This window comes from Microcella daejeonensis (assembly GCF_026625045.1).
GTDB lineage: Bacteria > Actinomycetota > Actinomycetes > Actinomycetales > Microbacteriaceae > Microcella > Microcella daejeonensis.
The window spans coordinates 1,881,513-1,907,774 of sequence record NZ_CP113089.1 but is presented as its reverse complement, the minus strand read 5'-3'; the positions used below and the strand labels follow the sequence as shown (position 1 = coordinate 1,907,774).

Here is a 26,262-nt window from a genome sequence, read left to right as displayed (position 1 = left end):
CGCCATGCTCTCTCGCTCCGCACTCCCCCTGACCGTTCCCGACCTCACCGGCCGCCGCATCATCGTCACCGGCGCCAACAGCGGCCTCGGCTTCGGCCTGGCCGGTCGCCTCGCCGCCGACGGGGCGCACGTCATCATGGCGGTGCGCAACGAGCAGAAGGGGCGGGATGCTCGCGAGCGCCTGCTCGCCGACGACCCCGATGCGAGGCTCGAGCTGCAGCACCTCGACCTCGCGAACCTCGGCAGCGTGCGCGCCTTCGCCGAGGCGCAGCTCGCGCACGGAGCCCCGCTCGACGTGCTCATCAACAACGCCGGCGTCATGGCCCCGCCGGAGCGCAAGAGCACCGACGACGGCTTCGAGCTGCAGTTCGGCTCGAACCACCTCGGCCCCTTCGCCCTCACCGGCCTGCTGCTGCCGCTGCTGAGAGCCGCGGAGGCCCCGCGCGTCGTCTCGACCGCGAGCCTCGCCGCGTGGCCCGGCCGCATCCGCTTCGACGACCTGCAGTGGCAGCGCTCGTACTCGGCGTGGGGCGCCTACTCGCAGTCCAAGCTCGCGAACCTGCTGTTCGCGCGCGAGCTGCAGCGCCGCAGCGACGCCCAGCGCTGGAACCTGCGCAGCATCGCCGCGCACCCCGGCGGCACCGCGACGAACCTGCAGGTGTCGGGGCCGCGCAACGGCGAGCCGTTCGACGCCAAGGCCTCCGAGCGGATGCACCGCATCATGCAGCCCGTCGAGATGGGCATCCTGCCCTCGCTGTACGCGGCGGTGGATGCTCACGCGCAGCCGGGCGCCTACTACGGCCCGAACGGCCCTCTCGAGATCAAGGGCGAGCCCTCGATCGCCCGGGTCCCCCCGCAGGCGAAGCGCCGCGCGACCGCGGTGCGGCTGTGGGAGCAGAGCGAGCTGCTGACCGGGGTGCAGTTCGGCTGATTGCTGAGCCGGCCGGCCTGAGCCGCCGACCGATCGGATCGACTCAGAGGCCGACCGCCGCGGGGGTCGTCGCGACGCTTGCGACCTCCGGGGGCACCGCGTCGTGGTCCGCCGCGACCCACCAGGAACCCTCCGTCTGCCGAGCCTTCGCCCGGTACAGCGCCTGATCGCTCGCGTGGAGCAGGGCGCGAGCATCGCGACCGTCCGCGGGGTAGACGGCGATGCCCGCGCTCGCGTCGATGCGGACCTCGCCGCCCGACACCGCGATGGGGCGGGCGATCTCGGCGTGCAACCGCTCGAGCACCCCGGCGACCCGGGCGAGAGCATCGCTCGGGTCGAGGTCGTCGAGCACGAGCACGAACTCGTCCCCGCCCAGCCGGGCGACCATGTCGTCGCGGCGCAGCACGCCCGTCATCCGCGCGGCGACCTCGATCAGCACCCCGTCACCGATCACGTGACCGTGCCGATCGTTCACGGGCTTGAACTGGTCGAGGTCGAGGAGGACCACGGCCGTCGCGGTCTCCCGCTCGTGCGCGACCAGCAGCGTCTCCGTCAGCCGGCGTCGCAGGCCGGCGCGGTTGAGGAGCCCGGTGAGCGCATCGTGGCTCGCTTCGAAGGAGAGTCGGCGGCGCTGCTCGACCAGCTCGGTGACATCGCGCTGAACGCTGACGAAGTGCGTGACCTCGCCGGCGTCATCGATGATCGGGGTGATGGTGAGGAGGTTCCAGAACGGAGTCCCGTCCTGGCGGTAGTTGAGGATCTCGCCCTGGAACACCTCTTTCGCGCGGAGTGCGGCACCGATGCGCCGCACGGTCTCCGGCGACGAGTCCGGCCCCTGGAGGAGTCGGCAGTCCGAGCCGACGATGTCGTCGGCGCCGTATCCCGTGATGGCGGTGAAGGCGGCGTTGGCGTAGATCGTCGTGCCATCGCGATCGGTGATGAGCGAGCCCTCCGAGACGGACTCCAGGGCCCGAGCCAGCAGCTCGGTCGACACCGGCGGTCGCTCCGGGAGCCTCGTCGCATCCGAGGGCGACGTCGTGCGCGCCTCGTCGAGGCGTGCCGAAGCGCGCCCCTCATCGGCATCCTCGAGCGGATCGAGCACCTCGTGCGAGTCCGCATCCGCGAATTCGAGGCCCGTGAGGGCGCGGAGCACCGACCGGCGACTCCACCGCACCGTGGCGATCAGGGGCACGCCCGGGTTCGAGGCGAGCTCGATCTCGACCCGCTCCCCCGGCTGCAGACGACGGCGCCCGCGCAGCCGGCACCCGCTCGCGCTCAGGTCGACGACCCTGACGGCCCGCCATACCTCCTCCGCAGCAGCACTCGCCGGCGCGTCGAGACTGCCGAGGCGACGCAGCCGCGCCGGCTCGTCGCGCGGCACCCGCAGGTACAGGCGCCGAGCGGAGCCGGCGCGCTGCCGTGAGTTCTCGCGGGCGTGGGTCGAGACGGCCGCGGTCAGCGCCGTGAGCGCGTCGAGGGCGTCCGGCGGCACCTCGTCGAACTCGACCCCGAAGTCGAGGCCGTCCCGTCCTCCTGAGACCCAGCGGACGACGCACGGCAGGGAGAGCTCCGCACCGATCTGCAGCGAGCTGCGGGCTGCATAGGCGGTCAGGGCGTCGCTCTCGGAGAACGCCGGGGTCCACGGCAGGAAGACCTGCGCTCCCTTGACGCTCAGGTCGATCGCCCGGCCCGATACGGCGGGTGCGTCCCAGAATCGCGCTCGAACATCCACTGCGCTCATCGCCCACTCCCGGCGTCGGCGCGGCCGACGCTTCCCCGATCTCGATCGTCACCCCGATCAACGCCATGGTGGGCTCACCCGCCGCCACCCCTGATCCCGCGATCATGTCATCAGTGCGGGCCGGACTCGATTCGGGGTGTTCGCTTAACGACGTTCAGCCCCGTGCGACCGGTGAAGGAGCCGGACGAAGCCATCGCACAGTGGGATGAGTTTCAGAGTCGGATGAACCTGATGAGGTGCGCAGGCACCCGGCCTACTCTTCTGCCGTGCATCCCGCCCTCGACGACCCCGCGATCACCCGCGGCCGTCGCACGTGGCGGCAGCGCATCAGTCTCGCCGCGCTCGTCGTCGGCGTCGCCTCGTTCCTGTGGCGCAGCGGGGGCACGTTCACGACCACCGACACGGCGGTCGCCAGCGTGCTCGCCCTGCTCGCGACGCTCATGGTGGTGCTCGTCATCGCCGCGCTCGTGGTCGCCCGCGCCGCCCAGCGCCTGAGCGCCGTCATGGACGACCGCGAGCTGCGCGCCCCTGACGCCCTGCGGTTCCCAACCTACGGCTTCAGCCCGACGGCCGTGCGGCTGAGCAGAGCGCTCGGCCTCGGCAATCCGGCGAGCACGTTCTCGGGCTGGGCGATCGTCGAGGTCTCGGAGGACGGCGTGCGCGTGTTCCGCCGCCCGAAGGACGAGCCGGTCGTCGTCATCGCCCGCTCGGTCATCCGCGACGCCGGCACGGGCGCGATCGTCGACTCGGTGTTCCGGGTGCCGAGCCTCAACCTCGCGGTGACCCGTCGCGGCACGACGACGGGGGTGCCGCTCGCGGTGCTGCGCACTCCCCTGAACCCGATCGATGAGGCCGGGTTGGTGGCGACGCTCATCGAGGTGCGCGGGATGCTCCGCCTCGAGTCCGAGACCGCCGCCTAGTCGCGCGGCGCGCCGTCGGCCGCCGCGGCGCCGCCGGCCGCCCGCTCCCCCAGCACCGCGGCGGTGGTCGTCACGCGGGCGAACTCCCCGTCGAGGTTGACGCCGGTGATGCGGCTCAGCTCCGAGGCGGTGACGACGGTGCCGTCGGCCGCCGCCCGGTCGAAGGTGTGCGTCGCGTCGATGACGAAGTCGGTGTCGTAGCCGAGGTTGCCGGCCATGCGCGCGGTGGTCTCGCAGCAGTGGTTGGTGGTGATGCCGCAGATGGTGAGCGAGTCGATGCCGGCGGCGCGCAGCCAGTCGTCGAGCGCGGGGGTGCCGAGGAAGGCGGAGTTGACGGTCTTGGTGACCAGCAGGTCGTGCGGGCCGTCGATGCCGTCGATGAAGTCGTTGCCGTCCTGACCGGGGCGCAGCGGCGACTCGGGCAGCTGCGAGTCGTGCCGCACGAGCACGATGGGGTCGCCGGCGGCGCGCCAGGCGTCGACGAGCCGCAGGATGTTGGCTTCGGCGTCGGGGTTGTCGCGCGGGCCCCATGACGGGTCGGCGAATCCGCGCTGGGCGTCGATGACGAGGAGCGCCGGTCGTCCGGCTCGGATGGATGCCCACATGCGGCACACGCTACCGGGGCCGGGTGAATGGGCGGCGGTCAGAGCAGGGCGAGGGAGACGTCGACCTCGGCGTCGGCATCCAGCGATTCGGATGCCCGCACTGCCTTCTTCACCGGCAGCAGGTAGCAGCCGCTCGCCGAGTCAGGGAACAGGCTGGTGCGCCACCGGGTCGCCCCCACCGTCACTTCGACGCGGACGCTGCCGAAGCCGCGCGCGCCCGGCTCCTGCTCGGCGAGAATGCGCTCGCTGTGCTCGAGCGGCACGCGCAGGAACCACCAGGCCGCCGGCCCTTCCCGTTCGAATAGGCGAGCGCTGAATCGGAGCGTCTCGGTCACGCTGCCATGATGCCGCGCACCGCCGACGCGCAGGGGCGAGCGCGCGTTTCGTGATTCGATAGAAGGCCGTGCCCGTTCCGCGCGGGCGCCGACGCCCGGAGGATCTCATCAGCACGAGCACGCCCGACTCCCCGCCCGACCTGCAGACGACTGCGCGTCGCGGGCACTTCGTCGATCTGCGGCCGCTGACGGAGAGCCCCGCGTTCGCGCGCATGTGGATCGGCGCGACGGTCACCGGCATCGGCAGCCAGATGACGATCATCGCGGTGGGGCTCGACATCTACGCGCGCACCTCCTCGACGCTCGCGGTCTCGCTCGTGGCGGCGTTCGCGCTCGTGCCGATGGTCGTGTTCGGCCTCTACGGCGGCGTGCTCGCCGACTCGTTCGACCGCCGCAAGGTGGCGCTGCTGTCGGCGATCGTCGCGTGGGTGTCGACGGTGGCGCTCGCCGGCTACGCCTGGGTGAGCGCGCTCGGTCTGGGTGCCCAGGAGTTGTGGCCGCTCTACCTGCTCATCACGCTCAACACGGTGGCGTCGACGATGGTCGGCGTCGCGCGGCAGGCGATGGTGCCGCGGCTGGTGCGGCGCGAGCTGCTGCCGGCGGCGGGCGCGCTGGGCGGCATCAGCGGCGGGCTCATGGCGACGGTCGGCCCGGCGCTCGCGGGCGTGCTGGTGGCCTCGGTCGGCGTCGCGTGGACGTACTCGATCGACGCGGTGCTGTTCATCGCGGCGTTCATCGGGCTCTACACGCTGCCAGCGCTGCGCCCGGAGGGAACTCCGGGGCGTCCGGGGCTGCGCTCGGTGATCGACGGAGCGCGGTTCCTGAAGGACGCACCGAACATCCGCGCGTCGTTCCTGCTCGACATCCTCGCGATGACGTTCGGCAACCCGCGCGTGCTCATGCCGGCGATCGGCGCGGTGCTGCTGGGCGGCGGCGCGGTGACGGTGGGCGTGCTGACGTCGGCGACGGCGGTGGGTGCGCTGCTGCTAGGCCTGCTCTCGGGTCGGCTGGGCGCCGTGCGCCGGCAGGGTCTGGGTGTGGGCATCGGCGTGGCCGCGTACGGGGCGACGATCGTCGCGTTCGGCGCGGTGCTGCTGTGGGCGCAGCTGGTGGATGCTGATGCCGGCCCCGCGCTCGATGACGTGTTCGTGCCGGGCCTGGTCGCGGCGACGATCGTGCTCGCGCTCTCCGGAGCGGCCGACTCGGTGAGCATGATCTACCGCAACACGATGCTGCAGGCCTCGGTTCCCGACGCGATGCGCGGGCGCCTGCAGGGCCTGTTCACGGTCGTCGTGACGGGCGGGCCGCGCATCGGCGACCTGTACGTCGGCGCGCTGAGCGTGCTGGCGATGCTGTGGTTCCCGCCGCTGCTCGGCGGGGTCGTGATCGTGGTGGCGGCGGCGGTGATCCTGAAGGTGCAGCGGGGGTTCCGCGAGTACGACGCGGAGGATCCGCGACCGTAGAGCGCGGTCGGTCTGCTACTCGGTATCGAGGAGCGCCGCCGCGTACATGCAGAGACGGGCTTGGAACAGGTCCACCTGCACGGTGAAGTTCAGATTGAGCCGCTCCTCCAGCCGCGCCAGCCGTGACGCCACGCTGCTGTGGTGCATGTGCAGCGCCTGCCCAGCCATCCTCAGGGATCCGTGAGAGAGGTACGCCTCGAGCACCTCCAGATCGATGAGACCGCTCTCGCTGCCACTGAGCTCTCGGAGGGCGCTCACGCGCCAGTCCCGCGCCCAGACATCCGCGCTCACCGAGGCGAGGGCAGCGACGGCACCCAGCTCAGCGGCGCTCACGATGGAAGCTCCCCCCGAGCGCCGGCGTGCGAATCGCAGGGCATCCCGTGCGGAGGTCCACCCCTCCGCAGCGTCGAGAGCGTCGACGGGCGCGCTCATCCCGCAGCGGAACGACGTCGACCGCTCCTCGCCCGACCGTGCGATCACCGACCGCAGAGCAGCGAGCTCGACGGCGGCATCGGCCCCCGGGCTGGGCTGCACCACGATCGCACCGAGAGAACCCCAGCGCGCACCGGTCGCGGTCGAGCGGGCCGCCGCGGCGTGCACGAGCTGCTCGATCCGTCCGTGGTCGAACGGCACCGACTCATCGCTCGCTACCGCGATCATGATGACCGGATGGTCGGGCGAGAAGCCCAGTCGACGCAACGCGACGCGGCGCTCCGCCATAGGCTCACGAGCCGAGAGCACCAGTTCGACCACCGCAGGATCGGCGAGCGCCGTCCGCTTGCGGGGCGACCGCTCCGGAGCGGCGCCCTTCGCGACGAGAGCGAAGCGCTCGAGCACGAGCCGATCGAACGGGCGCTGGGGCCCCTCGCGCTCGATCCAGACGCGCACGCCGCCGGCGACCTCCTCCAGCGCGGGCGATCCGGCCGGACGACCCGGCACAGGAGCGCCTCGCACATCGAATCGCACGACCGATCCGTCCGCGAACTGCAGCCCGGCGGTCGCCTCCGCGATCGCCGCCGCGCCGCGCACGACCATTTCAGCCGTGGCAGACCGGATCGCGAGGGCATCGAAGTAGGCGATCACTCGCAGCGCTGCCTCCGTCTCGGAGTCGATCGCCGACAGCTTGAGCAGAAGAGCCTTCACCGCCGCGCTCCGTCGGCCCGCGCGCGAGGGGCGATCATGATGCGCGCCCCCCTGCACCATCGAGCAGCCGCCGGCGCATGACCGCGATCTCCTCATCGGCCTCGCGTCGGGAGACCTCGGCGTACTGCAAGGCGGAGGAGCCGTGGAACGTGCCGGGGAAGATGTGCAGCTCCAGGGGCACCTCATCGTGCAGGAGTCGTCGGCCGAGTTCCATCCCCTCGTCGCGAAGGGGGTCGAATTCCATGAGAGCGAGGTAGGTGGGCGGGAGCCCGCGGTACGTCTCGGCGCGCGCGGGAGCCGCGTACGCGCTCACCTCGGGCGACCCCGGCGCGATACCGCCCAGGTAGAGGCGCCAGCTGATCTCCGCATCGCGACGGGTGAAACCCGGCGTGTCGGTGAACCGGCGCATGCTCTCCGAGTCGAGGCGGTCGTCGACCTCCGGTGAGACGAGGAAGAGGAACCGGATGCTCGGTCCGCCCTCGTCGAGGCTTCGCAGCGCGAGCGCCATCGCGAGCCCGCCCCCCGCGCTCGTGCCGTGCACGGCGACGCGGAGGGGATCGATGCCGAGTGCATCCGCCTGCTCGCTCATCCAGCAGAGCACTCGGTAGCAGTCGTCGAGTCCCGCCGGGAAGGGATGCTCGGGCGCGAGGCGGTACTCGACCGCCACGACGAGGACTCCGAGCGCTCGGACCATGTCGCACGCCTGCCCGTGAACCGATTCGACGGACCCGCCGACGAAGGCGCCCGAGTGGATCAGGAGCACCGCGGCGGCGTCGGACTGCGGCGCGACCGGTGCGTACCGGTGCACGACGACCGGTCCGTCATCAGAGGGTACGTCGAGCACGTCGTGCCGCACATCGGGCGGCGTCTCCGTCGAGCCTGCCTGGGAGATGCGCCGCCAGACCTCGCGGAAGCGCGGCACGTCGTCGAGGCTCGCGTCGGCCAGCAGTACGGCACCCGCACCGATCTCCTCGTCGAGGGCGTACTGCCGCCATTGCCGATGGCGCTCGGCAGGCTCGGTCTCGCGGTGGTCGTCATCGTCCATGGATCAAGGATGGATGACCGCACCGGCATACGGGTAGTGCGCTCGTCGGGTGATGGCGGCCGGATGGGCGACATGTGGCGGATGCACCACGAGGGCGGAGGAGTCATCCTGAGCAGGTACCGGCGCATTCGACACCGGACACGACTCCAGGAGGTGCGCAATGAGGCGCGTTGACACGAGAACAGCAGCACGGAGACTCCGTCGGGGCCGCGAGGCGGCGGTCGTCGTCCTCGCGGCGGCCATCGTCATGACAGGGTGCAGCATCGACGGCGGCCCTGCCGACGAGCCCGGCGCAGCGGCAGGCGTCGGTGAGGGCGTCGACACGCGGCCGAGCGAGCCGTACACCCCGTCGGACGATGTCGGCGAGCTTCCCCCGCGCAGTGGCGGGCTCGCGGCCGCCATGAACGTCGTGAACGTCGAGGTGTTCGCCGCGACCTCGCGGTCGATGGGTATCGCTGCCGACGAGCTCGGGCTCGATTTCACCGAGACGGTCGCCGACGGCGATCCTGCCCGCAACGTCGACCAGCTGAGCTCCCTGCTCAATCAGGATGTCGGCGCCACGTTCGTCTGGGACGTCGACGTCGCCGCCCAGCGCCCGGTCGTGCGCGAGCTGATGGACGCCGGTGCCGCCGTCTTCACGCTCTCGAGCGGTCCGTCGACGATGCCGATGGTGGCCAACCAGGAGCAGATCGGCGAGCGCATCGGCGCGGCCGTGACCGAGTACATCGACGGGGAGCTCGGCGGGGAGGCGAACGTCGTCATCTTCAACCTCGACGCGCTGCCGAACATCAAGCCCCGCTTCGACGCCATCCGTGACGCTCTCGCCGGTCAGCCGGGCGTGACGGTCGTCTCCGATGTTTTGTGGGACACCGCCGACCCCGACTCGGGCTTCACCTCGATGAGCACGATCCTGCAGGCCAACCCCGACATCGACGTCGTGATCGGCCCGGACCCGGTCGTGCTGAGCGCACTGTCGGCTGTCGAGGCGAGCGGCATGGACCCGAACGAGATGGCCTTCTTCGGCTCGGACGGCGAACCGGAGGCGCTCGAGCTCATCGCTGAGGGCGGACCGTACAAGGCCACCTACGCCTTCAACTTCTCGATCGTCGGCTACGCGGCCGGCCGCTGGGGCGCGGACTGGCTCGAGGGCAGGTCGATCCCCTCGCTCACGATCATCGAGGCGGTGCAACTCGACAGCGCGGAGGCGATCGAGCAGTACAACGCCGACGTGGAGGACCCGGCGACGGCCTTCGAGGAGCGTCTCAGCACGTACCTCCAGCCGCTGGGCTCGATCAGCTACGAGACGCGCACCGAGTACTGGAACGAGGACAACCCCCAGTGATGTCCCCCACCTCTGCGCTCCCGCTACTGCGCCGGTGGCGCCCCCGAAACCACATCGGGGGCGCCACCGGCCGAGCAGGCCTCATCCTGCTTGCCGCAGCTCTCGTCGCCCTGTTCGCAATCGCGAACCCCAATTTCATCGGCGCCGGCAACATCTCGACGACCCTCGTCAACGTGTCGGGCACTCTGGTCGCGGCCATCGCCATGGCGCGCCTCCTCATCGCCGGGCAGATCGACCTGTCGATCGGCGGCATGATGGCGCTCGTGGCCGTCTCCGGCGCGTGGGTCATGAGAGCGACCGACGACTTCGTGATCGGCGCCGTCGCCACTCTCGCCTTCGGTCTCCTGCTCGGCCTCCTCAACGGCGTGCTCGTGCGAGTGCTGAAGATCTCGCCCATCATCGTCACCCTCGCACTCCTCGGCGTGTACTCCGGTCTCGCCTTCGTCATCACGCAGTCCCGGCCGATCTTCGAGCTCCCGCAAGAGATCGAACTCGTCGGCCGGCTGCGCATCGCTGGTGTTCCCGTGGTCGTGATCGTGGCTCTCATCGTCTTCGTCGCGGGTGCGCTCGCGCTCACGAAGACGGTCAGCGGCGTGCGCAGCTACGCGATCGGCGGGGATGCCCGTGCCGCGAGCGCGCTCGGTATCGACGTGCCCCGGCACCTCACCTGGCTCTACGTCTACATGGGCGGCTCCGTCGGACTCGTCGCCCTGCTCACGTTCGGTCGGCTCGGGAGCGCCAGCCCGAATCTCGGCGTCGGCCTCGAGATCGCCGTCATCACGGCGGTCATCCTCGGCGGTGTCGGCTTCGCCGGGGGCACGGGCCGCCCGCTCGGAGTGTTCTTCGGCGTCATCACGATCGGCATCCTCAACGCGGGTCTCATCTTCGTGGGCATCTCGGATTACTGGCAGACGGTGATCGGCGGCAGCGTCCTGCTCCTCGCTCTCGGGGTCGACCAGCTCAACGAGTATCGGCGTAGCCGGTCGCGGCGCGCTGGCCGGGCTCGCGTCGACGGCTCCCGTGAGGACGGCCTCGTCGAGCCGTCGGCGCTGCACGCGCACGTCGACCCAGGTGCCGTCGCGCTGCGTGCGACGGAGCTGCGCAAGTCGTACGGCGCGGTCACCGCGGTGTCCGATGTCTCGCTGGCGTTGCGAGCGGGGCAGGTCACCTGCCTCCTGGGCGATAACGGCGCCGGCAAGAGCACGGTGATCAAGATGCTCTCCGGCCTGGTCCGCCCTGACGGCGGCCGCATCGAGCTCGACGGGCATGGATCGATCGAGACTCTCGACTCCCTCGAGCTGCGCGAGCTCGGCGTCGAGACGGTTTATCAGGACCTCGCGGTCGCCCCGAATCTGGGCGCCGCGTACAACCTCACGCTCGGTCGCGAGCCGCGCAGGTTCGGGTTCGGAAGCTTGGCGGTCTTCGACCGTCAGGCCGCGATCGAGCAGGCGCGCGCACGCCTCGAATCGCTCGGCATCGTCCTCGACGACTACCTCGCGCCCGTCGCCTCGCTGTCGGGCGGTCAGCGGCAGTGCGTGGCGATCGCGCGCTCCGATGTCGCCGACGTCAAGGTGGTCATCCTCGATGAGCCGACCGCGGCGCTCGGGGTCCGCCAGAAAGCGCTCGTGCTGCGACTCGCGCGAACCCTCGCGGATCGGGGGGCGGCCGTGCTCATGATCACCCACGATGTCGAGTCCGTCGGGCTCATCGCGGACAGGGTCATCGTGCTGAATCTGGGCAGAGTGTCGTTCGACGACGACGCCGACCAGGTGACGTCGCGCGATCTCATCCACCTGATGGCCGGGCTCGAGCTAGAGTCGACCGCGAAGGCCCGCAATGCCGAGGCCTGACGGCGTCGGCGGTGACGCCGCCACCCAGCTGAGGGGGCTTCACCCCGACTTGGTCCCTCGTCTGCGGGAGGTGCCGGACTATCGACCCGGGGACGCGCATGAGGCCCGCGGGCTCATGGCGCGCGCCATGAGTTCCGCCCTCCAGGGCACGACGCAGGTGATCCCTCTGAGCGGCACCTCTTCGACCGCGGGGGGCATACGCCTCCACCGGCCGCCCGGGGCCGATCACGGTGGCGCGATCGTCCACATCCACGGGGGCGGCTTCTTCATGGGGTCCGCGGAGCTCTACGACGATGTGTGCCGCGAGCTGGCATCGGCGACAGGATGCGCCGTCCTTGCCGTGGACTATCGGCTGGCGCCGGAACACCCCTACCCTGCCGGTCTGGACGACTGCACCGCGGCGTGGTACCAGGCGATCGACCTGGCGGAGTCGCTCGGCATTGACCGACATCGACTCGGACTGTACGGGGAGAGCGCTGGCGCCGCTCTGGCGATCGGCGTGTGCGACCGGCTGCGGTCGACTGGTGATCGGGTGCCGGCCATCCTCGTGCTGCAGGAGCCCGTGGCCGACGATCGGCTCGACCTCCACTCGAGTCGACGCTTCACGGCGACACCCGTCTGGAACCGATCGCTCGCGGAGTGGAGTTGGAGCATCTACCTCGGTGGGCATCGTGCCGCGCCGCCGCCAGAGGCCGCGCCCGCACGGCTCACCGACTTCATCGGCTTTCCTCCGACGTTCGTCTCGACCCGCGATCTCGATCCGCTCCGTGATGAGGGGCTCGCGCTCGCGCGCCGCATGATCGACGACGACGTCGCGGTCGACCTGCGTCACTATGCCGGCACGCTGCATGGCACGCTCGGATTCACCGGAGCGCCCGTCCGTGAGCGGATCCTTCGCGATGCCGCTGAGTACGTCGCGGAGCATCTCGCGCCCGAGCCCGGGTCACAGCGAGGGTGATCCGAGTGCCTCGCAGCGCCTTCGGTCAGGGCGTACGCGCCGCACCCGGTTCTGCGAGCTCCACGGCACGCGTGACCATCCGCTGGAGCACGCTCCCCCCCACGGGCCGCCCGTGCAGCAGCGCGCTCGAGAGCAGCGGACCTTCGAGCTCGTCGACGGCGTCGTCGAGCTGCGCCTCGCGTATGCCGTGCGCGCGCAGCAGCTGGCGCAGCGGTCGGCAGCCCTCGGCGACGAGCGCCGCTCGCAGCTCGTGCATGGCCGGGTCGCTCGCGGCGCGTTCGCCGAGCGCGAGCAGGATGTAGGCGAGCGGGCCGTTGTCGAGCGCCTCGCGCAGCTGCCGCAGGTGCTGCTCGACGTCGGTGGCGAGGTCGCCGGTCAGCGCGTAGGTCGGGTAGCTCGCGGTCGCCATGACGTCGTGCAGCAGCTGGGCGCTCGTCGGCCAGTGGCGATAGAGGGTGCGGCGGGCGATGCCGCTCACCTCGGCGACGCGGGAGTGCGTGACGGCGGTGAGGCCTTCGTCGATGAGCAGACCGCCGGCCGCCTGGAGCACGGTCGCGCGCGTGCGCTCTGCTCGCGGATCCATCGCATCCCCCTCTTGTGACTCACTCTGCGTCAGAGTTACACTCTGGCACATGTCGAGTCACAATCTAGCGCCGGCGGTGGCGTGGTTCGAGCGGGTGGCTGCCGACAACACCCGCGAGTTCTGGCAGCGCGAGAGGTCGGCGTACCGGTCGGATGTCTCCGGCCCTTTCGCCGCGCTGCTCGCCGAGGTGGATCGGGATGCTTCCGCGTGGAAGGTCTACCGGCCGCACAACGACACCCGCTTCGGGTCGGATCGCGGCCCGCTGAAGACGTTCATCGGTGCGCTGCGCGTCGAGCCGGACGGCACCGGCCGCTACCTGCAGCTCGATGCGCGCGGCCTGCTGGCCTCCAGCGGCATGCCGTTTCTCGCGCCGGATCAGCTGCCGCGGTGGCGGGCTGCGCTGCTCGATACTCCGGGCTCGGCATTCGCGTCTGCCGTGGAGCGCGCGACGGCCGCGGGCGGCACACTGAAGAGCGGCTACCCCGAGCCGCTGGTGCGGGCGCCACGCGGGGTCGACCCCGAGCATCCCCGCATCGTCTGGCTGCGCTGGAAGGGCGTCGAGGTCTACGGCCGGCATGCGGCGGACGCGCCGGATGCGGCGGCGGCGATCCGGTCGACGTGGGATGCCGGCGCCGAGGTCTGCCGCTGGCTCGCCGAGCACGTGGGGCCGAGCGCGCTGGAGCGCCCCCGGCGTTGAGGGCTCTCGTCGGCTCGGGTCAGGCGCTCGCGGCGGCCGCCGCCGCGCGGGCGATGCGCTCGAGCTCGGCGACCACGTCGGCCAGCGGCCGGTCGGTGTCGATGACGTGAGTGGCGCCTCGCCGCAGCAGCGGTTCGACGTGCTCGAGGTCGTCGAGGATGCGGGCACGCTCCTCGGCGGTCTTGCCGAAGTCGTTGGTGGTGCGCGTCGCGAGGCGGTGCAGGATGACGCTCGTCGGGGCGGCGAGCAGCACGACGGCGGCGAAGCGGTCGTAGAGCTCGCCCTGGTTTGCGACGGCGCCCTGCACGAAGAGGGTGCCGGTGCGGGGATGCCCGAGCAGGGCATCAACCGCCTCGATGCGCCACAGCGGCTCGCCGTCGACCTGCTCGATCCAGTCGCCCTCGTCGGTGTCGACGCAGTCGTGCCCGCGGTCGGCGAGCGCGGCGAGGGCGGTCGACTTGCCCATGCCCGACATGCCGGTGAGGAGGATCGCGGTCATGGGGTCATGATGCCGCAGGGCGCGGACGCGGAGGGCCGGGGTTTCTTGTGCGGCTCTGTAAGCGGAAGCTTCCGCAACCCCGGCGGGGTGTCTCGCGTCGACCCCGGGGATGGGACTTTCTCCGCTGGCTATGTGCGCTCAAGGCTCCGGACCCCCGAAGGCACATAACGAGCGCGCGACGCGCCCGTGGGCGACTTCCTCCGAGATTGCGAATCGGCGAAGTAACGTGAGACCGACTCGCTGGAGGTTCCATGGTTACGAAGACGTCCCCAGAGCCCGTCTGGAATGCAGCCCGCCTCATTCCCACGTCGGGCATCAACGGAGCGGAAGAGCAGGAACGGCGTGCGACGTCAGCTCTCCTCGCCGTCATGGCTTCCGTGCGAGAGTTCGGCAAGGCGCTCACTCAGCCGTTCGGCGCGCCAGCCGCCGCCCTCGAGACCTTCATCGAGGTGCCGTTCATGATCGGGGAGCGGAGGGTCTTCCCTGACGGACTCATCCGGGCCACACGCGGCAGTCGCTCGTGGACGGCGCTCGTCGAGGTGAAGACCGGCACGAACGCCCTCGAGGCATCCCAGCTCGAGGACTATCTCGACGTCGCCCGCGAGCACGGCTTCAATGCGCTCATCACGATCTCGAACGAGATCCCAGGGATGATCGGCGCGCACCCCACCGCGGTGGACAAGCGCAAGCTCAAGAAGGTCGCGCTGCACCACTTCTCGTGGTCCGAGATCCTCACCACCGCCGTCGTGCAGAAGGAGCACCGCGGGGTCGCCGATCCCGACCAGGCCTGGATCCTCGGCGAGCTGATCCGGTACCTGGAGCACCCAAAGTCCGGCGCCATGTCGTTCGAGGACATGGGGGCCAGCTGGGTTCCTGTCCGCGACGCGCTGTCGGCCGGGACGCTCCGCGCATCCGACAAGGGCGTCGCGGAGGTGGCGAGCCGGTTCGACGCGCTGCTGCGCTTCGCGGGCCTGCGACTCGGTCGGCAGCTGGGTTCGGAGGTGCTGCCCGCCCTGAACCGTGCGGAGGCGGCGGATCCCGCCGCGCGAAGCGCCCGCCTGGTCTCCGAACTGGTCAAGGACGGTCATCTGCGCGGCGGGCTCCGCATCCCCGGTGTCGTCTCCGATCTCGAGGTCATCGCCGACCTGCGCGCCAACACGATCACCGCGTCCTTCACCGTGGATGCTCCGAAGGAGGGTCGCCCGACGACGCGCATCAACTGGCTCGTGCGTCAGCTGAAGGAGGCGCCCGACGGCGTTCGCGTCGAGGCCGTCCCCGTGCGCTCGAGCACCGGCCCTGCCGAACTTCTCGGTCGCGTTCGCGAGGACTCGGCTGTGCTCGTGCCCCCGTCCGGCCGCGACATCAAGACGTTCGTCGTCACCCGGTCGGTGCCGCTCGGCGCCAAGCGCGGCTCCGGTCGTGGCACCTTCATCGACTCGATGCTGACCGCGATCGACTGCGCGTACTCGGAGATCGGGCAGTCGCTCAAGGCGTGGTCCGCCACTCCCCCGAAGCTGCGACCGTCGCAGGTCGTCGAGACCGAGCCGGGCATCGACAGTTCACTGCCGTCGGCCGCGCTTTCTTCGCAGGACAATGACTAACGTCTTGGCCCGAAGGATCTCAAAATCAGCGGCTGGCCCTGCTGGTTCGAACGTACACCTCTAACGTCAGGTCCAAAGCGACCAAATGACGCCAATTACCGCCGAGCCAGAACCCACGACGATCAGCGTCCAGCCCCAAAGACCCACATTGATGATCCTGAGGCGTTCGCGATCCTCATCGGTGAGGGAAGCCTTCACCTCTTTGCGAGCCTTTCGCGCGAGCCGATTTCTCTTCAACCAACGCGACCGATACACCTCGGACCGTCGGAGCTCCGCTTGCTCTCTCTCAAGTGAGGAGTGCGCAAGGAACAGATCCACATCTGCTTTGCTCATCGATCGGAGGGATGCGAAGGTCTGCAACAGTGACCCTGCGAAGAGTAGGACCGCCGCGAGGACCGCGAACGAATCGGTGTACGAAACCACTACGCCTGCGCGCGCTCCAGCACCAGCTCGCGCACGCGGGCCGCGTCGGCCTTGCCGCCCATAGCCTTCATGACCGCGCCGATGACCGCGCCGGCGGCCTGCACCTTGCCGTCGCGGATCTTCTCGAGCACGTCGGGCTGCTGGGCGAGCGCAGTGTCGATGGCCTCGATGAGGGCGCCGTCGTCGCTGACGACGGCGAGGCCCCGGGCATCCACCACCTGCTGCGGCGTGCCCTCGCCGGCGATGACGCCCTCGACGACCTGGCGGGCCAGGCGGTCGGTGAGCGCGCCGGAGTCGACCAGGCCGACGATCGCGGCCACGTCGGCGGGGGTGATGAGGGCGGCGGGCTCGGCGTTCTGCGCGTTGGCGATGCGGGCGATCTCGCCCGTCCACCACTTGCGAGCCTGCTGGGGGGCGGCGCCGGCGGCGACCGTCTCGTCGACCTCGACCAAGAGCCCTGAGTTGACGACGTCGCGGAACTCGAGGTCGCTGAAGCCCCACTCCTGCTTGAGGCGGCGGCGGCGCGCGGCCGGGGCCTCGGGCAGGGCGGCGGTGAGCTCGGCGATCAGCTGCGGGGTCGGCGTGACGGGCAGCAGGTCGGGCTCGGGGAAGTAGCGGTAGTCGTCGGCGTCGCTCTTCGGACGGCCGGGCGAGGTCGCGCCGGTGTCCTCGTGCCAGTGCCGGGTCTCCTGCCTGATGGTGCCGCCCTTGGCGAGGATGGCCGCCTGGCGCTGGATCTCGTACCGCACGGCGCGCTCGACGCTGCGCAGCGAGTTGACGTTCTTCGTCTCGGTGCGCGTGCCCAGCTCCTTCTGGCCGCGCGGGCGCAGCGAGACGTTCGCGTCGCAGCGCAGGTTGCCGCGCTCCATGCGGGCCTCCGAGATGCCGAGGGCGCGCACGATGTCGCGGATCGTCGAGACGTAGGCCTTCGCGATCTCGGGGGCGCGGTGCTCGGCGCCGTAGATCGGCTTCGTCACGATCTCGACGAGCGGCACACCGGCGCGGTTGTAGTCGACGAGCGAGTACTCGGCGCCCTGGATGCGGCCGGTCGAGCCGCCCACGTGGGTCAGCTTGCCGGCGTCCTCCTCCATGTGCGCGCGCTCGATCGGCACGGTGACGATCGAGCCGTCCTCCAGCTCGATGTCGAGCGTGCCCTCGAAGGCGATCGGCTCGTCGTACTGGCTGATCTGGTAGTTCTTCGCCAGATCCGGGTAGAAGTAGTTTTTGCGGGCGAAGCGCGACGAGGGCGCGATCTGGCAGCCGAGCGCGAGGCCCAGCGAGATCGAGTAGCGCACGGCCGTCTCGTTGACGACGGGCAGCGAGCCCGGCAGACCGAGGCAGACCGGCGTGATCGCCGTGTTCGGCTCGGTGATCTCGTTGCCGCCGAAGGCCGGGTTCGGAGCATCCGAGAACATCTTCGTCTTCGTCGACAACTCGACGTGCACCTCGAAGCCGAGCACCGGCTCGAACATCTCGAGAGCCTGGTCGAAGTCCATGAGTTCAGCGCGCGCCATGCCTCAATCCTACGGGCGCGGCGGGGGCTGCTCGACGGTGCCGGGCGTCGCCGCCGGCGCGACCGGCGCCCGCTACCCGCGGCGGTGCGCGATGAGCGCCGCCACCCCGTCGACGATGCCGTGCAGCACGATGAGGATGATCGCGGCCGCCGCCGGAAGGTCGAATTCGGCGATGAGGAATGCGGCCCCGAGCACCGCGACGTGCAGCACGACGATGCGCGGGTAGGCGGTGAACATGAGCTGCTGCGGCGTCAGCGGCGAGACCGGCTGCACGATCGCGGCGATGATCTGCACCGCGCCGCCGATCGCGAAGACGATGAGGATGCTCCCCCATGCGATCGGCCCGGCCGCGGGCTGCTCGGGCGCGAGCGGACTGCCGACCTCGGGTACGCCGAACTGGAACAGCCCGCTGACCAGCAGGCCGACGAACACTCCGTGCACGACGGTGAACAGGCCGTAGTGCGCGCTGAAGAAGCCGGCCGTGCCGAGCGCGCCCGTGCCCTCGCGCGGGATGAGCCGCAGGATGCGGATGACCATGGCGACGCCGAGCGCCACGTTCTCCAACCAGTACAGCAGCACGATCTCGCGCCAGTCCCAGCCGAGCGCGAGCACGCCCACGAGCGGCAGGATCGTGTAGGCGGCGACGGCGATCAGGCGGCTGAGCATCCCGTCACCGCCCCGCCGTCACCCGTGGAATCGAGCCGTCAGCGCGTCGCGAGCTCGGGAGCCTGGCTCCACAGCGTGCGGCCCCAGTGCGCCTCGAGCAGCTGCTCGATCGCGGCGCCGGCCTCGTAGAGGCGCGCGTCGTGGCGGGCGGGGGCCATGAGCTGCAGGCCCGTCGGCAGGCCGTCTTCCGGTGCGAGGCCCATCGGCAGGCCCATGCCGGGCACGCCGGCCAGGTTCGCCGGGATGGTCGTCACGTCGTTGAGGTACATCGCCAGCGGGTCCTCCAGCTTCTCGCCGAAGCGGAACGCCGTCGTCGGCGCGCTCGGCGAGACGAGGATGTCGGCCTTCTCGAAGGCGGCAGCGAAGTCCTGCTGGATGAGCGTGCGCACCTTCTGCGCGCTGCCGTAGTAGGCGTCGTAGTAGCCGGCGCTGAGGGCGTAGGTGCCGAGGATGATGCGGCGCTTCACCTCGGGGCCGAAGCCGGCCTCGCGGGTGGCGGCCATGACGTCCTCGACGGTTCCGGTGACGCCGGCGCGCATGCCGAAGCGCACCGAGTCGAACTTCGCGAGGTTGCTCGAGGCCTCCGCCGGGAGGATCAGGTAGTAGGCGGCGACCGCGTACTCGAAGTGCGGGGCGCTCACCTCGACGATCTCGGCGCCGGCCGCGGCCAGCAGGTCGAGGGTCTCGTGGTACCGCTGCTTGACGCCGGCCTGGAAGCCCTCGCCCTCCAGCTCTTTGACGACGCCGACGCGGATGCCCTTCAGCGCGTCGCTCGTCATGCCGCGCCGCGCGGCCTCGGCCATCGAGGGCCAGGCATCGGGGATGCTCGTGGCGTCGCGGGGGTCGTGCCCGCCGATGACGTCGTGCACGAGCGCGGCATCCAGCACGGAGCGCGACACGGGGCCGACCTGGTCGAGCGAGCTCGCGAGGGCGATCGCGCCGTAGCGGCTGACGCCGCCGTAGGTGGGCTTCACGCCGACCGTGCCGGTGACGGCGCCGGGCTGGCGGATGGAGCCGCCGGTGTCGGAGCCGAGGGCGATGGGCGCCTCGAAGGCGGCGACGGCCGCGGCCGAGCCGCCGCCCGAGCCGCCGGGGATGCGGTCGAGATCCCAGGGGTTGCGCGTCGGGCCGTACGCGGAGAACTCGGTGGAGGAGCCCATCGCGAACTCGTCCATGTTCGTCTTGCCGAGCGGCACCAGGCGGGCGGCCCGCAGGCGGGCGACGACGGTCGCGTCGTACGGCGGCACCCAGCCCTCCAGGATCTTCGAGCCCGAGGTCGACGGCATGTCGAGCGTGCAGAGGACGTCCTTGATGGCGATCGGCACGCCGGCGAGATCGGGCAGGATCTGCCCGGCGGCACGGTCGGCGTCGACCTGCGCGGCCGTCTCGAGGGCGTTCTGCGACACGTGGAGGAAAGCGTGCACGTCGCCGTCGACGGCGGCGATGCGGTCGAGGTGCGCCTTCGTGACCTCCACGCTCGAGACCTCGCCCGACTGCAGGGCGGCGGCGAGGTCGGCGGCGCTCGTGCGGGTCAGGTCGTTCTGCGTGCCGCTCACTGCTCCTCCCCCAGGATCGCGGTGACGCGGAAGCGGCTGCCGTCGTGGTCGGGCGCGCCGGCGAGGGCCTGCTCGGGGGTGAGCGTCACGCCCGGCTCGTCCACGCGCATCCCGCCGCTCAAGGGGATCGGGTGGCTCGTCGCGACCACGTCGGGCGTCGCGACCTGCTGCACCTTCTCGACCGAGTCGACGATCGCCCCGAGCTCACCGGTGAGCTTCTGGATCTCGTCATCGGTCAGGGCGATGCGCGCGAGCATCGCCAGATGGGCGACGGTCTCGGGCGTGATTTCCGACATGGAGCTCCCTCGGCATGGATCGAACGGGTGGGATACCGCCAGTCTACTGAGCGGCGGGATGCGGGCTCGCGCGGGCGGCGGGCGGGCTCCCTACGCCGGGCGGCACTCGCTCTCGCCCTGCAGGGTCATCGCCTGCTCGCTCACGCGGAACAGGTAGACCTCGCCGAACTCGCTCTCGGCCTTGAGCTCGACGACGTCGCCGACGAGCGAGCGCTCGACCTCGAGGCCGTTGCCCTCCCACGCCTGCTGCACGCGGTCGGCGTGGCCCTCGCCCCGCGGATCCTCGCTCACCCGCAGCGCCGGGTACCGCTCCCCCGCCACCCAGACGGGCAGGGTGCAGCCGCGCGGAGTGGGGTCGTCATCCACCTGCCAGACGCCGCCCACGAGCTGCTGCGTCTCGTCGATGACCGCCAGGAATCGGTCGCGCGCCTCGGCGTCGGTGACCGGCGAGGGGCTCTGCAGGGCGCATCCGCTCACGCCCACGAGCACCGCTGCGATCGTGAGCATTCGAAGCGAGCTGCGGGTGGTCATGACCGTCCATTTCGCGCGGGATGCTGATGCACGGTACCACCGGCCGGCTCGGGCTCCGCCCCGCCGCAGACCCCCTCTTCGGGCGGACGCTCAGGCTCCGGGGCGGGCCAGTGCGAGGGTTCGGAGCGCATCGCGCTCGGTGCCGTCGGTGACGAGCTCGGCCTGGCCGATGCCGATGAGCGCGAGGTTGCGCATCGACTCGGTGCCGGGGCTGAAGTACTCGTTGTGCCCGGTCGAGCCGGCGAGCACCTTCTCGGTGATGAGGTCGACGCTGCCGGCGACGCTCATGACCCGCGCGCCGAACGTGCTCTCGCCGGGGTCGGCGCCGAAGAAGCTGCTGTTGCTGATCGGATCCCACGCGGCCTCGCCGACGAAGACGGCGCCGGTGACCTTGAGGTCGTCGACCGTCGCGGCGGGCGAGCCCGGGGAGCCGATCATGGCGAGCGCGTCGACGCGGGCGGGCGTCTCGCTCAGCGCGAGCATCGAGGCGGTCGTGCCGTAGGAGTGGGCGAGCAGCGAGACGTGCGGCTGGTCCGCGCCGCGCAGCGCGTCGAGGCCGAGGAGGGTCGAGGCGATCGCGTCGCGGCCCTCGTAGGCCAGGTCGAGGCTGCCGACGTTGAGCAGGTGGGGGGTCTGGTAGCCGATCCAGGCGACGGTGGCGACGGTCGGCCGCTCGTCCTCGACCGCCTCCTCGGGCGCGAGCCTGTCCGCGGCGCGCATGGCGGCGGCGAGGGCGGCCGGTGTGGTGCCCACGGCGCTCGCGGCGATCGCGTCGTCGCGCGGGGCCGGAGCCGACGAGTCGTCGAGCAGCGCGAGCCACGAGACCTGCTCGTCGTAGATGCGTGCGGCCGTGTCGACCCATTCGACGACGTTGCCGCCGACCGAGATGAACATGCCGGGCACGAGGTAGCTGACGTAGTCGGCGGTCATGAGGTCGCCGAGCACGATCGAGGCCTTGCCCGCCCCCTCGACGTCGAGGGTGATGAGCTGGCGGTGCGGGTTCGCCTCGGCCGGGCCGAGCGCGTCGGCGATGGAGTAGAGCATCTGCAGCTGCCCGTCGTCGCGGGTCTGCAGCGCACGGGAGGTGCCGCCGACGAGGCCGAGCTCGAGGTCGCGGATGGTCTCGCGCAGCACGGTGCGGTTGGCCTGGTCGCGCACGGCGTAGGGAACGCCGTCGAGGTTGCCGACGAGCTCGGGCGCGGCGAGGGCGGCGCGCAGCTGCTCACCGCCGTCGAGGGCGCTCCACCAGTTCGAGACGCTGCGCGGTGCGGGCGGGTCGGCGAGCACGGCGCGCATCGACTGGCGCAGGGCGGCCTTGTCGACGGCCGCGCCGACGGCGGCGCTCAGCTCGGCGTTCTGCCCGGTCACGGTCGCGCTCACCGTCGCGGGGGGCGCCGCCCGGGCGACGAGGCTGTCGAGCAGAGCGGTTCCGCGGGGTTCGTGCGCGGTCGGGATGCTCGCTCCCGGCCCGGCGACGGCCGGGTTCGCGCCGGCCGACGCCGACGTGACGCTCGGGGCCTGCGCCGGTGCGGCGGTCGACACGGCCGAGACGGCGGGCCGGATCCCCTGAGGCGCACCGGACGGCCCCGCGACCGTCAGCACGGTGAGCGAGGCCAGCAGGAGAGCGGTTGCCTCTGCGAGCACGGTGGGGAGCCTTTCGCGTCGGCCGGGAGGGGTCACCCCGTATCGGGGTCGACTGACGCGGTTTCATGCTATGGGAAAGCGCACCCCGATTGGGGGGCGAAACTGATAATCGTCTCCCGGAGTTAACAATCCCTCTGCTGGTTGTCCCCAGCACGATCCGTGCGCGGCGCGCTACTCCGCTGCGTCGGCGGGCTCCGCGGGGAGCGCGTCGGGCCCCTCGCGCACGAGGATGGCGAACTGGGCGGCGTCGATGATGCGCAGCCCGAGCGCTTCCGCCTTGCCGAGCTTGGAGCCCGCGCCGGGGCCGGCTGCCACGAAGTCGGTCTTCTTGCTGACGCTGCTGGCGGCCTTGCCGCCGGCAGCGATGATGGCCTCCTGGGCACCCTCGCGGGTGAAGCCCTCGAGGCTGCCGGTGGCGACGACGGTGATGCCGGCGAGCACGCCGCCCGCCGCGGCGGCGGCACCCGGGCCGGGGTGACCGGGGGTGAACAGCTGCACGCCGGCGGCGGCCCAGCGGTCGACGATCTCGACGTGCCAGTCGACCTGGAACCAGTCGATGAGCGCGTCGGCGATGATGCCGCCGACGCCGTCGACGGCCGCGAGCTCCTCCGCCGTGGCGGCGCGGATGGCGTCGAGCGAGCCGAAGTGATCGGCAAGGGCGCGGGCGGCGACGGGGCCGACGTGCCGGATGCTGAAGCCGACGAGCATCCGCCACAGAGGCTTCGTCTTGGCCTTCTCGAGCTCGTCGAGCAGCGTGAGGGCGACGGCGCTCGGCTGCGGACCCTCGAGGCCCTGCTTCTTCTCGGCCGCGGTGGGGTTGCGGCGGAACGGCGAGCGGCGGCGGGCGGTGCCGTCCTCCTCCAGCTTCGGCAGCCCCGTCTCGGAGTCGCGGACGATGACCTCGATGGGCAGCAGGTCGTCGAGGGTGAGCTCGAACAGGCCGGCCTCGGTGACGAGGGGCGGGGTCGACGGCACGTCGGGCTGGGTGAGGGCGGCGGCGCCGATCTCGCCGAGGCCCTCGATGTCGAGCGAGCCGCGGCTGCCGATGTGCTCGACGCGCCCGCGCACCTGGGCGGGGCAGCTGCGCGCGTTGGGGCAGCGCAGGTCGACGTCGCCCTCCTTCGCCGGGCGCAGCGGGGTGCCGCACTCGGGGCACTCGGTCGGCATGACGAACTCGCGCTCGGTGCCGTCGCGCAGCTCGACGACGGGGCCGAGCACCTCGGGGATGACGTCGCCCGCCTTGCGCAGCACGACGGTGTCGCCGATGAGCACGCCCTTGAGCTTCACGACGTCCTGGTTGTGGAGGGTCGCCTGCCGCACCTCGCTGCCGGCGACGCGCACCTTCTGCATGACGGCGAAGGGGGTGGCGCGGCCGGTGCGGCCGACGCTCACGACGATGTCGAGCAGCTTCGTGTTGACCTGCTCGGGCGGGTACTTGTAGGCGATGGCCCAGCGCGGGGCGCGGCTCGTGGCGCCGAGCTCGTCGTGCAGCTCGAGCTCGTCGACCTTGACGACGACGCCGTCGATCTCGTGCTCCACCGCGTCGCGGTGCTCGCCGTAGTGGGCGATGAACCCGGCGGCGTCCTCGGCCGAGTCGTGCACGCGGTAGTGGGTGCTCGTCGGCAGACCCCACGACTGCAGCAGCTCGTAGATCTCGCTCTGGGCGGCCACGGGCGGCCTGCTCCACGCGCCGATGCCGTGCACGAGCATCCGCAACCGGCCCAGCCGGTCGTGCATGCGCGCCACCTGCGCCGGCGTCTTGCCCTCCTCCTTCTGCCGCAGCGAGCCGCTCGCGGCATTGCGCGGGTTGGCGAACTCGCGCTCGCCAGCCTCGCGCTGCAGCACGTTGAGCTCGTCGAAGGCGACCTTCGGCAGGAAGATCTCGCCGCGCACCTCCACGAGGTCGGGCAGCTGGTCGGCGGGGCCAGCGAGCCGGGTCGGGATGCCCGGCACGAGCGCCACGTTGACGGTCACGTCCTCCCCCACGACGCCGTCGCCGCGCGTGGCCGCGCTGACGAGCGCGCCGCGCTCGTAGCGCAGGTTGATCGCGAGGCCGTCGATCTTCAGCTCGCAGAGGTACCGCACCGCCCGGCCGGAGTCGCGCTCGACCTTCGCCGCCCACGCCGCGAACTCGTCGGCGCTGAAGACGTTGTCGAGGCTTAGCATGCGCTCGGCGTGCGTGACGGGGCTGAACAGCTGCGTCTGCGCGCGGCCGCCGACGGTCTGCGTGGGGCTGTCGGTGCTCTGCAGCTCGGGGAACTGGTGCTCGATCTGCTCGAGCCGCCGCAGCAGGGCGTCGTAGGTGGCGTCGTCCTCGAGCAGCTCGTCGCGGTCGTAGTAGGCGTCGCGCAGCTCGAGGATGCGCGTCGTCAGCGCCTCGGCCTCGTCGCGCGCCTGCTCGCGGCTGAGCGACTCGACGGGGGCGCGCTCGTCGACGGGGCTCGTGGCCGCGGAGCCGTCGGCGGGTGCAGGGGTCTCGACCGTGTCGCTCACGGCGCCAGTCTAGGAGCGACCCCCGACAGTCTCCGGGGCCTCACGGCGGGCGCGCAGGGCCGCTCGGCCGCACCGCTCGCCCGCACCCCTGGCACGAATTCAGGCACGGGCCGGCGTGTCGGACGACCCGATGCCGCGACACGCCGCCGCCTGTGCGCCTTTGCCTGAATTTGTGCCGGCCACGGGCGGGGAGAGACTCAGACGGCGGGCGGCGAGACACCCCGACGGCGGGCGCGCAGGGGTCAGGATGCCCGAGCGGGCTCGGCCGCAGCATCCACCGGCACGGCGGAGGTCGTGCGGTCGATCGTGCACTGGCCCACCACGCGGGTGCCGACGTAGAGCACCGCGGTCTGGCCGGGCGCGACGCCCAGGAGCGGGGCATCCATCTCGACGACCAGCTCAGGGGCCGAGGCCGAACCGGCCGCCAGCCGCGCCCGCGCCGGCACCGGCTCGCCGTGCGCGCGCACCTGCACGTCGCACGCGAACCACGAGGTGCCGCCATCGACCTCGGCGGTCGTGACGCCGCTCGCCACCGGGTCGAGCCCCGCCCAGCTGTAGCGGGCCCCCGCGAGCTCGCGCACCGCGAGCGCCTCGCGCGGGCCGACGACGACCTCGTTCGTGCGCGGGCGCACCTCGAGCACGAAGCGCGGGCGTCCGTCGGGGGCGGGCCGGCCGATGCCGAGCCCCTTGCGCTGGCCGACCGTGTAGCTCGTCGCCCCGTCGTGGCTGCCGAGCGTCTCGCCGGAGCGGTCGACGATCGCGCCCTGCTGCGGCTCGATGCGCTCGGCCAGCCAGCCACGGGTGTCGCCGTCGGGGATGAAGCAGATGTCGTGGCTGTCGGGCTTCTGCGCCACGGTCAAGCCGCGCGACGCGGCCTCGGCCCGCACGACGGCCTTCGACGGCGTCGTGCCGAGCGGGAACATCGCGTGCGCCAGCTGCTCGCTCGTCAGCACGCCGAGAACGTACGACTGATCCTTCGCCTCATCGGAGGCCCGGTGCAGCTCGCGGTTGCCGGCCGCGTCGGTGACGATGTGGGCGTAGTGCCCGGTCGCGACGGCGTCGAAGCCGAGCGCGAGCGCCTTCTCGAGCACGGCGGCGAACTTGATGCGCTCGTTGCAGCGCATGCAGGGGTTGGGCGTGCGGCCGGCCGCGTACTCGGCGATGAAGTCGCCGACGACGTCGTCGGCGAAGCGCTCCGAGAAGTCCCAGACGTAGAAGGGGATGCCCAGCCTCTCGGCCGCGCGGCGCGCATCGAGGCTGTCCTCGATGGTGCAGCAGCCGCGGCTGCCGGTGCGCAGCGTGCCCGGCATGCGGCTCAGCGCGAGGTGCACCCCGACCACGTCGTGCCCGGCGTCGACCGCGCGCGCCGCCGCGACGGCGCTGTCGACGCCGCCGCTCATCGCTGCCAGAACCCGCATGCCTCCAG

At 71.5% G+C, this 26,262-nt stretch carries 23 protein-coding genes; 8 read left to right on the top strand and 15 right to left on the bottom strand.

Annotation, left to right across the window (positions count from 1 at the left end):
• Positions 1–4: 4 nt before the first annotated feature.
• Positions 5–931, top strand: a complete 927-nt coding sequence (locus OVN18_RS09230) for an SDR family oxidoreductase (protein WP_267780440.1) — start codon at positions 5–7, stop codon at positions 929–931.
• A gap of 43 nt (positions 932–974) precedes the next feature.
• Here OVN18_RS09230 and OVN18_RS09225 read toward each other — a convergent pair whose 3' ends face one another.
• Positions 975–2,672 carry a diguanylate cyclase domain-containing protein gene (locus OVN18_RS09225; protein ID WP_267780439.1) on the bottom strand — a complete coding sequence of 566 codons (1,698 nt, stop codon included), beginning with the start codon at positions 2,670–2,672 and terminating at the stop codon, positions 975–977.
• 266 nt (positions 2,673–2,938) lie between these two features.
• Here OVN18_RS09225 and OVN18_RS09220 point away from each other — a divergent pair, with 266 nt between their 5' ends.
• Positions 2,939–3,592 carry a hypothetical protein gene (locus OVN18_RS09220; RefSeq protein ID WP_267780438.1) on the top strand — a complete coding sequence of 218 codons (654 nt, stop codon included), beginning with the start codon at positions 2,939–2,941 and terminating at the stop codon, positions 3,590–3,592.
• Here OVN18_RS09220 and OVN18_RS09215 read toward each other — a convergent pair.
• Both OVN18_RS09215 and OVN18_RS09210 read right to left on the bottom strand, forming a co-directional pair.
• Positions 3,589–4,197, bottom strand: coding sequence for a cysteine hydrolase family protein (locus tag OVN18_RS09215; protein WP_267780437.1), 609 nt, complete (start codon positions 4,195–4,197; stop codon positions 3,589–3,591). The genes OVN18_RS09220 and OVN18_RS09215 overlap by 4 nt on opposite strands.
• Before the next feature lie 38 nt (positions 4,198–4,235).
• On the bottom strand, positions 4,236–4,532 hold the full coding sequence (locus tag OVN18_RS09210) for a DUF1905 domain-containing protein (RefSeq protein ID WP_267780436.1): 297 nt from the start codon (positions 4,530–4,532) through the stop codon (positions 4,236–4,238).
• 68 nt (positions 4,533–4,600) lie between these two features.
• Between OVN18_RS09210 and OVN18_RS09205 the strand changes: the two genes are divergently transcribed.
• Positions 4,601–5,995, top strand: a complete 1,395-nt coding sequence (locus OVN18_RS09205) for an MFS transporter (RefSeq protein ID WP_267780435.1) — start codon at positions 4,601–4,603, stop codon at positions 5,993–5,995.
• A gap of 15 nt (positions 5,996–6,010) precedes the next feature.
• On the opposite strand, the gene OVN18_RS09200 is transcribed toward OVN18_RS09205, so the two are convergent.
• Together OVN18_RS09200 and OVN18_RS09195 are read right to left on the bottom strand one after the other, a co-directional pair.
• Entirely contained in the window at positions 6,011–7,138 is a 1,128-nt protein-coding gene (locus OVN18_RS09200; protein WP_267780433.1) for a helix-turn-helix domain-containing protein, read from the bottom strand.
• Positions 7,139–7,172: 34 nt separating this feature from the next.
• Positions 7,173–8,183 carry an alpha/beta hydrolase gene (locus OVN18_RS09195; protein WP_267736729.1) on the bottom strand — a complete coding sequence of 337 codons (1,011 nt, stop codon included), beginning with the start codon at positions 8,181–8,183 and terminating at the stop codon, positions 7,173–7,175.
• Between the two features lie 160 nt (positions 8,184–8,343).
• Between OVN18_RS09195 and OVN18_RS09190 the strand changes: the two genes are divergently transcribed.
• The 3 genes from OVN18_RS09190 (at position 8,344) to OVN18_RS09180 (ending at position 12,333) form a co-directional block, all read left to right on the top strand.
• Positions 8,344–9,525: a sugar ABC transporter substrate-binding protein gene (locus OVN18_RS09190; RefSeq protein WP_267736728.1), complete on the top strand. Its 1,182-nt coding sequence runs from the start codon at positions 8,344–8,346 to the stop codon at positions 9,523–9,525.
• On the top strand, positions 9,525–11,375 hold the full coding sequence (locus OVN18_RS09185; protein ID WP_267780431.1) for an ATP-binding cassette domain-containing protein: 1,851 nt from the start codon (positions 9,525–9,527) through the stop codon (positions 11,373–11,375). Before OVN18_RS09190 ends, OVN18_RS09185 begins: the two co-directional genes overlap by 1 nt.
• Positions 11,376–11,502: 127 nt before the next feature.
• Positions 11,503–12,333, top strand: a complete 831-nt coding sequence (locus tag OVN18_RS09180) for an alpha/beta hydrolase (protein WP_267780430.1) — start codon at positions 11,503–11,505, stop codon at positions 12,331–12,333.
• Between the two features lie 25 nt (positions 12,334–12,358).
• On the opposite strand, the gene OVN18_RS09175 is transcribed toward OVN18_RS09180, so the two are convergent.
• Positions 12,359–12,916, bottom strand: a complete 558-nt coding sequence (locus tag OVN18_RS09175) for a TetR/AcrR family transcriptional regulator (protein WP_267780429.1) — start codon at positions 12,914–12,916, stop codon at positions 12,359–12,361.
• A gap of 49 nt (positions 12,917–12,965) precedes the next feature.
• Here OVN18_RS09175 and OVN18_RS09170 point away from each other — a divergent pair, with 49 nt between their 5' ends.
• Positions 12,966–13,613, top strand: coding sequence for a DUF2461 family protein (locus OVN18_RS09170; RefSeq protein ID WP_267780427.1), 648 nt, complete (start codon positions 12,966–12,968; stop codon positions 13,611–13,613).
• Between the two features lie 19 nt (positions 13,614–13,632).
• Here OVN18_RS09170 and OVN18_RS09165 read toward each other — a convergent pair whose 3' ends face one another.
• Complete coding sequence (locus OVN18_RS09165; RefSeq protein ID WP_267780425.1) at positions 13,633–14,112, bottom strand: AAA family ATPase; 480 nt, start codon at positions 14,110–14,112, stop codon at positions 13,633–13,635.
• A gap of 368 nt (positions 14,113–14,480) precedes the next feature.
• Between OVN18_RS09165 and OVN18_RS09160 the strand changes: the two genes are divergently transcribed.
• Positions 14,481–15,713 carry a hypothetical protein gene (locus tag OVN18_RS09160; RefSeq protein WP_267780423.1) on the top strand — a complete coding sequence of 411 codons (1,233 nt, stop codon included), beginning with the start codon at positions 14,481–14,483 and terminating at the stop codon, positions 15,711–15,713.
• A 422-nt stretch (positions 15,714–16,135) separates the two neighbouring features.
• Here the strand turns inward: OVN18_RS09160 and gatB are convergent, their stop codons facing one another.
• From gatB to mnmA, 8 genes are all read right to left on the bottom strand, one after another.
• On the bottom strand, positions 16,136–17,650 hold the full coding sequence (gatB, locus tag OVN18_RS09155) for an Asp-tRNA(Asn)/Glu-tRNA(Gln) amidotransferase subunit GatB (RefSeq protein ID WP_267780422.1): 1,515 nt from the start codon (positions 17,648–17,650) through the stop codon (positions 16,136–16,138).
• 72 nt (positions 17,651–17,722) lie between these two features.
• Complete coding sequence (locus OVN18_RS09150) at positions 17,723–18,316, bottom strand: DUF6498-containing protein (RefSeq protein WP_267780421.1); 594 nt, start codon at positions 18,314–18,316, stop codon at positions 17,723–17,725.
• 38 nt (positions 18,317–18,354) lie between these two features.
• A complete protein-coding gene (gene gatA / locus OVN18_RS09145; protein ID WP_267780420.1) occupies positions 18,355–19,872 on the bottom strand; it encodes an Asp-tRNA(Asn)/Glu-tRNA(Gln) amidotransferase subunit GatA in 1,518 nt (505 codons plus the stop codon).
• Positions 19,869–20,168: an Asp-tRNA(Asn)/Glu-tRNA(Gln) amidotransferase subunit GatC gene (gene gatC, locus OVN18_RS09140; RefSeq protein WP_267736718.1), complete on the bottom strand. Its 300-nt coding sequence runs from the start codon at positions 20,166–20,168 to the stop codon at positions 19,869–19,871. The genes gatA and gatC overlap by 4 nt, the downstream gene beginning before the upstream one ends.
• A 90-nt stretch (positions 20,169–20,258) precedes the next feature.
• On the bottom strand, positions 20,259–20,699 hold the full coding sequence (locus tag OVN18_RS09135) for a hypothetical protein (protein ID WP_267780419.1): 441 nt from the start codon (positions 20,697–20,699) through the stop codon (positions 20,259–20,261).
• Between the two features lie 90 nt (positions 20,700–20,789).
• Positions 20,790–22,343, bottom strand: coding sequence for an alpha/beta hydrolase (locus OVN18_RS09130; RefSeq protein ID WP_267780418.1), 1,554 nt, complete (start codon positions 22,341–22,343; stop codon positions 20,790–20,792).
• Positions 22,344–22,514: 171 nt separating this feature from the next.
• The gene (gene ligA / locus OVN18_RS09125; protein ID WP_267780417.1) at positions 22,515–24,836 is read right to left on the bottom strand and encodes an NAD-dependent DNA ligase LigA; all 2,322 of its coding nucleotides are present in this window, start codon (positions 24,834–24,836) and stop codon (positions 22,515–22,517) included.
• Between the two features lie 242 nt (positions 24,837–25,078).
• Positions 25,079–26,254, bottom strand: coding sequence for a tRNA 2-thiouridine(34) synthase MnmA (gene mnmA / locus OVN18_RS09120; protein WP_267780415.1), 1,176 nt, complete (start codon positions 26,252–26,254; stop codon positions 25,079–25,081).
• Positions 26,255–26,262 lie beyond the last annotated feature (8 nt).